The sequence below is a fragment of the Micromonospora sp. NPDC048040 genome, from assembly GCF_055587185.1.
The window spans coordinates 1-5,981 of the sequence record NZ_JBVJGT010000118.1 but is presented as its reverse complement, the minus strand read 5'-3'; the positions used below and the strand labels follow the sequence as shown (position 1 = coordinate 5,981).

The window sequence follows — 5,981 nt, the reverse complement described above, 5'->3', positions numbered from 1 at the left end:
TTCCAGTCGATGCCGATCCCACGACCCTCCGTGCTCTGGGCGCATGTCCTGACCTCACTCGTCGCCAATCTGGCCTCGCTCGTGATCGTCACAGGCGTCGCGCTGATCATGGGGTTCCGCACCGGCGCATCCGTAGCCGACTGGCTCGCCGTCGCCGGCATCCTGATCCTGTTCACCCTCGCCCTCACCTGGATCGCCGTGATAGCGGGCCTGTCCGCCAAGACCGTCGACGGCGCGAGCGCCTTCAGCTACCCGCTGATCTTCCTGCCCTTCATCAGCTCGGCGTTCGTCCCCACCGACTCGATGCCCGGCCCGGTCGCGTGGTTCGCCGAGAACCAGCCGGTGACATCCATCGTGAACACTCTCCGCGCGCTGTTCGCGCAGCAACCCGTCGGCAACGACATCTGGATCGCCCTCGCCTGGTGCGCCGGCCTGCTCGTAGCCGCCTACGCCGCCGCGACAGCGATCTACCGCAAGAAGATCAGCTAGCCGATCGCAAGAAGACAGCGCCGAATCCGCACGGATGCGGCGCTGTCCCCTGCGTCAGGCTACTCGGCGATGCACCGGAGGAACGGTTACGATTGACCCCTGAGCTGCGGGAATGCGGTTCGGGTTCTGCCACATCCGGTCCACCAGCACTTCCATCGGCTGATCTCGGTCCCGAGTACAGGAAGAAGACGTCCCGGACGGCATCGGCCCGCTCGTCCCCGTGGCCCGGCGCGGACAGGCCGTCGCCGTCGACGTGCTGCGTAACACGCTCAAGCCGCTCGGCCCCCTGGTCTAGGAAGTGCACGACGCGGTGAGCACCGGGCCCACGCGCCCACCGAGGTCACCGTCACCTTCGGCGTACAGCTCGGACAAGACCTGATCCCAGACCTCCGCAGTGGCGGTCAGCACACTTCGCTCGAGTAACGCCGGCTCATCGACCATGCCCAGGCCCTCACTGTCGTACACAAGAGTACGGAGCAAATCGACCGTAGTGCACACGAGTCCAGACCAGCGGAAGTTCACACTCCCGTGCACGCCTCCTGGTTACGGCCATCAGCTCGTGCAGAGAACCTCGGAATTCGACATCCTGATCTTGTCCGGGAAACGATCGTTTCTTAAACAAGATCAGAAACCCGGCGGGCGCGAGGCACGAAATGCAGCACGCGCAATATCTTGCGATCATCGCAATCAAGTGCGCAGAGTGTAGGCATGACTCGACGAGACATCTTCACCGACGTGGCCGCGATCCTGTACCCGATCCCGCAACCCGACCCCGGCGAGGAGCACGACGACGGCTTTCTCGCGGCGCGGGACGAAGCTGCCGAGGACCAAGAACGTGCTGCCGAGAACCTGCGGGCCGCGTGGGACGGAGGCGACCATGACCCGCTGATCGGCGCGCTGGCCGGTGCCCGCCGCGCGAAGGAGGAAGCCGAGCAGCAGATCCGCGAGTTGATCGCCTACGGCCGCGAATTCGTCCAACCCCGCCCCTACACGCTGGGCGACCTGGCCGCAGCCGCCGGCATGTCCATCTCCGGCGTACGCACCGCCTACAGCCACCGCGACGTCGCCCAGGTCGCCGACGCCACCGGCGCCAAGCCCCGAGAGTGGCGAGCCCTCGATCCCGAGGACGGGCAGGCAACGGCATGAGCACGGCGGCCTGCCTCTGCCCAATCCGCTGGCGGCGCCTCTACGCCATGATCGAAGGCACTCGCTACGAGGTGGAACCATGTCTCGGCGACACCGCGACCAGCCTGCTGTTCCGGGCCTGGTGCGCTGGCTGCGGCGCCGAGTACACCCACCCGTTCCGCATCAGCGCTACGCGGCACCAGGCGGCCTGAAGGCCCCACCTGGTGACGCTGCGCAACCTCGTCCTGGTGATGGTCGGAGCACGGAACGTCACCACTGGACGGCTCACCAGCAGCAACGCCTGCTGGGGACCCTCATGAGGGTCACAAAATCGCCGTCAAACGGGAGCGCTTTCACCCGATATAAGCCACTCGCACCCTACCGAGCGCGCATAAGACGTAACTAACTGCACCCCTAAACGTGGTGCGTCCGGCCCGGAGACGCAACCGGTCTCAGCAGTCGATGATTCCGGTCAGGAGGTGAACGATGGCAGTGCTGCTTCCGGACGGCCAGTGCGTCCTCCATCGACAGCCCCACCCACAGGCCAGGGACGCCCACGGCACGCCCCTGCCCAGCAACACCCACCTGTCGGGCCGGCGGATGGTGCTGCGACCCGGCAGCCAGACGGGTCTCTTGTCTGGAGGCCGCCTTCGTAGGTCGTCAGGGCGGGCGCCTCGATGCCGAGCGTGGGGGCTTGCGTCGAGGCTGCCGACGATCACCGCGTGCCGGTCGCCGAGCAGCGATGCGATGATCGCGCCGGCGCCGGCCCACGACACGTCCGTTCCGGACATCGTCAACGAATACACGACAGATCGTTTACACGCCCCTGCCAGTCGGGCGGGCCGAGAAGGATGAGGGACCCCAGGTCCCGGATGAAGAGCGGCCCGCCACCCCCAGACCGCAGCCAGCGGCGCGGGGTCGGGTCGGCCGAGCACTGACGGCATCGGCCATCGCGTGCGACTTGGCAGCGGACCTGCTGCAAGGTGCGGGGCGCGATGGCCCTGCCGTCGCCGCCAAGGCCATCGCCCACCTGCTACACCTGGCCAGCATGTTTGTCAGGCACAACGGCCAGGTGTAGCGCTACCCGGTGCGGGGTCGGCAGCCAGCCGGCCCCGCACCACTTTCAAGCAGAAACGATCTGACCGGTCGAGCGTAACGAGCACGTGACAAGCCGCTGCCAATCTCGACGTGGATTTGCCCGGACGTGCCACTTAAGACACTGGTTCGGTCGATTTCATCCCGTCGAACATCGGCCCCTCACATCCAGCACAGGATGAGCCTGTCGGCCCAACCCAACTGGCTGGTTCCTGTGGGAGGCCTCCGGCCATGGCTCGTGGCTGGTCCTCGCTGAGTGCGGTCAGGAGGCGCAGGTGTTGAGCATGCTCTGCAGTGCGGACTTCTCCGACGACTGGAGCTTCAACCCCCAGCTGTACTTCACGGTGATCCACATCTTGCTGTAGGTGCACCGGTACGACGACAGCGGCGGCTGCCACGTGGAGGGGTCCTGGTCGCCCTTGGCCTGGTTGACGTTGTCCGTCACCGCGATCAGCTGCGGCCGGCTCAGGTCGTTGGCGAAACTCTGCCGGCGGCTGGTCGTCCACGAGCTGGCACCGGAACGCCATGCCTCGGCCAGGGGCACGACGTGGTCGATGTCGACGTCGGACGCGGCATACCAGGTCGCGCCGTCGTACGGGCTGTACCACCGGCCCGACGTTGCCGCACAGGAGCTGTCCACCACGACAGAAGTGCCATCGCGCTTGAGGACCTGCTCGCGGGTGTTGCAGCTACCGCTGATGGTGATCCAATGCGGGAACAAGTCACGGGAGTACCCGGTCATCGAACCCTGCGCCGCCACGGTAAGGGCGTTGAGCTGCGACTGGGCGGTCGCCTTGGACGGGATGCCCGGGGGCGTGGCAGAGACGGGCTGAGCGTTGATCGTCGTCATACCCGCACCAGCAACGACGGCGACGACCGTCGCGGCGACACGCCGCCGCAGCGGGGATCGGTGGGATTCTCGGGTCACGCGCATGGCGGGCCTCCTCGCGACAGCGGATGAACAACGACTATCTCCAGGGATCATGTCCATCGACGGTCATCCTTGTGAAGGGATTAGCGCGGATTCGTGAAAAGCCGACCCGATCGGCAAGTGCCTACGGGATGGTCCGCCGGCAACGGCGGGCGAGGCCATCCATCGCTCCACGGCTTGCATCGTGGCCGGCCACCTCGCGTCTCGGCCGTCATCGGTCGGACGTTGGTGTCGCCCATCAGCAGGCCGCGGAACCAGCAGTTGCGGCGTCGGCTTTGGCCTCGGCACGACAATGAGCCGAAACCGACAACGGGCTGCCCGCCGCGCCCGCACCCGTCTCCGCATGGTGACCAGGCCGTGCAGTCCCCTCGGCAGCCTGAAGAAGTCCCTCGGCCGGTCAACTCCGATTGGGAGCGGTGCGATCCCGGCGCTCTGCCGGACAGCCTGCGCGCTGTCGTCGGCCGCTTCGAAGCGCGTCCCGCGGGCCGTACCCGTCCCACAGTGGGGTTGTTCAACAGCGAGGAGATCACGTCTGGAGGAGGCGACCGGTCGATCGCCGCCGATCTGGACCACGATCGACTGCGTGGCCCGCCGGTCACCTTCTACGATCATGTGGAGTCCAGGGCCGCCGCGCGCATGCGTCTCACGGGTAGCACCGAGTCAGACCTCGCGGTCGACAACACTGTCTGCGGCACCAACGACCGCGACCAGAGCTATCCCTGGACCTGCGACAAGGTATTGCCCGCCATCCTCCCGCAAGGAAGCCGTCTGGGCGTGTGGGTCACCCGCGACGCCGGCGCCACTTGGTGGCACCGTGTCTACGTCGGCACCGGACAAAGGATCACCCGATGACGCTGCTGCTACGCGACTACCACGGCCACCCCTACGAGCTGACCGATGCCGAGGAAGCCGGTCGCCGATTCGACGAGCAGATCGAGTCGATCATGCCCCACGGTGGCTGCGGGCAGACCCTCACGGTCGGCACCCTCGACCAGCCCGCACTGCGCATCAACATTGACATCGACGCGGACCGGGCGGCGCTGCGCTGGCTGCCCGACAACACCTACGCCGCGGACCTCGACCCGGACACGCCCATCGCCGTCTATGAGTCATCGGACACCGGCCTGCTGGAGATTCCCGCCGACCTCGCCCGAGTATCCGTAGCGACCGCCCGGGTTGCCGTCGTGGATTATGTCGCCACTGGCCAACGCCCCGCCAACGTCGGCTGGAGACAGACGCCCAACTGTTGAAGCCCCGCCGACACGAATCGCATCACGTAGCCAGCGGGGTCCCTGTGATCCCGACGTGGATCGATATTGACGAACGCACCGGCCACCGCAGGCACAAGCAGGTGGTCGCGATCGGCGCAACATCCGCTGACGCGCGGCGCCAAACCGAAGTCAGCGATTCTCCATCGGCTTCGCTATCCGGTCCGGCACCGCGGTTACTCGATCAAGGCGGCGTGGCGAGGACTATCAACCACTCCTGCCAGCCCCGCTCGCCACGCCGTGTCGCCTTCCGTCAGCGTCGGGCGGCCTCGATCAACCGGCCTGTACGGATCCCTGCGCGGCTGGCTCAGCCTCGTTTCGGGAAGCGTGATGTGATTCGGTCGATCACCGGCTTCTCCGCGATCTCCTGTCCGATGGTGGTTGAGGTGACTGGTGCCGTGAGTGACAGCGGCTGCCCTCGGTCGCCGATCTCGGTGACGACCTGGCGGACGAGTTGGTTTGCGGCAGCGATGCCGTCGGCGCTGCCCCAGTACTCAACGTGTCTCTCGTCGTCGGGGTAGGCGACGACCGGAACGGGCCGCCCGAAGGCGACCCGCCCGAGCCACGCGAAGGGGGTGGCCGACAGGCATGCCAGCCAGTTGAGGCCGTACCAGACAAGCCCTGGAAGCATTGCCACGACGGCGAGCAGGGCCAACAGGCCGGTGATCGGATCGGACAACCCGTCGGCCACCCACCACAGCTTCCTCACCCACTGCGGCATGCGCGGTTGCCAGGCAAGGCGACGCCGTCCTACCCGCCACGTTCTACTGTCGCGGCCTGTCACGTGTTGCACGGCTCCGCCTTACAGGGTCTTGAGGGCGTCGAAGTTGCCCCGCATGAGGTTCCGCAGGGTGACCAGGTTGGCAACCAGCATCTCGATCCCCTCCTTGAACGCCACCATCTGCTTGGCGAGCAGGTCGTATGCGTCAACGATCAGCTGCCATATCGTGGAGGCGATCTGCCACAGGTTCCACAGGTTGTTCCGCACCGGGTTTGATGGAGACATCGAAACCTGGGAGGAACACCAGCGATGCCCGCACCGAAGAAGTACAACGATGAGCTGCGTGAGCGTG

Annotated in this window: 8 protein-coding genes; 5 read left to right on the top strand and 3 right to left on the bottom strand. The window is 66.4% G+C overall.

All coding sequences use genetic code 11. From position 1 onward, the window contains the following. The 3 genes from ACZ6O2_RS36245 to ACZ6O2_RS36235 all read left to right on the top strand — a co-directional run. On the top strand, nucleotides 1–489 hold a 489-nt coding region (locus tag ACZ6O2_RS36245; protein ID WP_466026181.1), incomplete at its 5' end, for an ABC transporter permease. 708 nt (nucleotides 490–1,197) lie between these two features. Further along, nucleotides 1,198–1,635 carry a hypothetical protein gene (locus ACZ6O2_RS36240; RefSeq protein ID WP_466026180.1) on the top strand — a complete coding sequence of 146 codons (438 nt, stop codon included), beginning with the start codon at nucleotides 1,198–1,200 and terminating at the stop codon, nucleotides 1,633–1,635. Then, on the top strand, nucleotides 1,632–1,826 hold the full coding sequence (locus ACZ6O2_RS36235) for a hypothetical protein (RefSeq protein WP_466026179.1): 195 nt from the start codon (nucleotides 1,632–1,634) through the stop codon (nucleotides 1,824–1,826). Before ACZ6O2_RS36240 ends, ACZ6O2_RS36235 begins: the two co-directional genes overlap by 4 nt. A gap of 1,145 nt (nucleotides 1,827–2,971) precedes the next feature. On the opposite strand, the gene ACZ6O2_RS36230 is transcribed toward ACZ6O2_RS36235, so the two are convergent. Then, nucleotides 2,972–3,559: an HNH endonuclease family protein gene (locus ACZ6O2_RS36230; RefSeq protein ID WP_466026178.1), complete on the bottom strand. Its 588-nt coding sequence runs from the start codon at nucleotides 3,557–3,559 to the stop codon at nucleotides 2,972–2,974. Nucleotides 3,560–4,141: 582 nt separating this feature from the next. Between ACZ6O2_RS36230 and ACZ6O2_RS36225 the strand changes: the two genes are divergently transcribed. Together ACZ6O2_RS36225 and ACZ6O2_RS36220 are read left to right on the top strand one after the other, a co-directional pair. Continuing rightward, the gene (locus ACZ6O2_RS36225) at nucleotides 4,142–4,492 is read left to right on the top strand and encodes a DddA-like double-stranded DNA deaminase toxin (protein WP_466026177.1); all 351 of its coding nucleotides are present in this window, start codon (nucleotides 4,142–4,144) and stop codon (nucleotides 4,490–4,492) included. Beyond that, on the top strand, nucleotides 4,489–4,890 hold the full coding sequence (locus ACZ6O2_RS36220) for an Imm1 family immunity protein (RefSeq protein ID WP_466026176.1): 402 nt from the start codon (nucleotides 4,489–4,491) through the stop codon (nucleotides 4,888–4,890). The genes ACZ6O2_RS36225 and ACZ6O2_RS36220 overlap by 4 nt, the downstream gene beginning before the upstream one ends. Before the next feature lie 325 nt (nucleotides 4,891–5,215). Here the strand turns inward: ACZ6O2_RS36220 and ACZ6O2_RS36215 are convergent, their stop codons facing one another. Further along, nucleotides 5,216–5,617, bottom strand: coding sequence for a hypothetical protein (locus ACZ6O2_RS36215; RefSeq protein ID WP_466026175.1), 402 nt, complete (start codon nucleotides 5,615–5,617; stop codon nucleotides 5,216–5,218). Nucleotides 5,618–5,710: 93 nt separating this feature from the next. Continuing rightward, nucleotides 5,711–5,896 (bottom strand): hypothetical protein, encoded by a 186-nt coding sequence (locus ACZ6O2_RS36210; RefSeq protein WP_466026174.1) that lies wholly within the window; start codon nucleotides 5,894–5,896, stop codon nucleotides 5,711–5,713. Between the last annotated feature and the right edge of the window lie 85 nt (nucleotides 5,897–5,981).